This window comes from Aminobacter sp. P4_D5 (assembly GCF_056401815.1).
Genome location: NZ_JBFUIP010000709.1, coordinates 1 through 714, shown reverse-complemented (window position 1 = coordinate 714; position 714 = coordinate 1). Strand labels below are relative to the sequence as shown.

General features: G+C 68.3%; 1 protein-coding gene and 1 pseudogene. Both read left to right on the top strand.

Annotation, left to right across the window (positions count from 1 at the left end; all coding sequences use genetic code 11):
- A pseudogene (locus AC1DWF_RS34475) lies at positions 1 to 222 on the top strand (macrolide ABC transporter ATP-binding protein); the annotation flags it as partial.
- The coding region (locus AC1DWF_RS34470; RefSeq protein ID WP_476842974.1) for an ABC transporter permease at positions 219 to 714 on the top strand (496 nt) is incomplete at its 3' end. The pseudogene AC1DWF_RS34475 and the gene AC1DWF_RS34470, both read left to right, overlap by 4 nt.

Here is a 714-nt window from a genome sequence, read left to right as displayed (position 1 = left end):
GCGGTGCTGCTTGCCGACGAGCCGACCGGCGCGCTGGACCCCTTGGTCAGCCGCGAGATCATGAACCTCTTCGAGGAGGTGAATCGCGAGATGGGCGTGCTCGTGCTCATCATCACGCACGATCCCGGCGTGGCCGCCCGCTGCCGCCAGCGCCTCGTCCTGACCCAGGGCCACTTGGCCGACCAGACGAACGCCCCGCTTCAGAAAGCTCACGCGGCGTGATTCGCCAGACCCTGATGGAGGCCGCCGGCAACCTCATGGCCGCCTGGCAGCGCAGCCTGCTGGCGCTTCTGGGCATCGTCGTCGGCGCGGGCGCGGTCATCTCCATGCTGCATGCCGGCGCCATGGCGCGGCAGGAGACGGTCCGCCAGTTCCGCCAGATGGGCACCGACACCCTCATCCTCCGTGCCGACAGCCCCTCCGGCCTCGGCAATTTCCGTCTTGGCGACATCGAATCCATCCCCATCATGGTGCCGACCGTGCGCGAGGTTGCGCCCTTCATGATCGGCGGCGGCCCCGTCGCCTTCGAGGGCAAGACCCAGAATGCCGGCTTCCTCGGCGTCACCGAGAGCTTCGACGACGTCGCCCGCCTGCCCATGGCGCAGGGACGCTTCCTCTCCTCCTTCGACCGCTTCGAGTTGCATGCCGTGCTGGGCTCCCAGCTCGCCGAGCAGATGTCCCAGCCTTTCTCGCCGATCCGTATCGGTTCGCCGA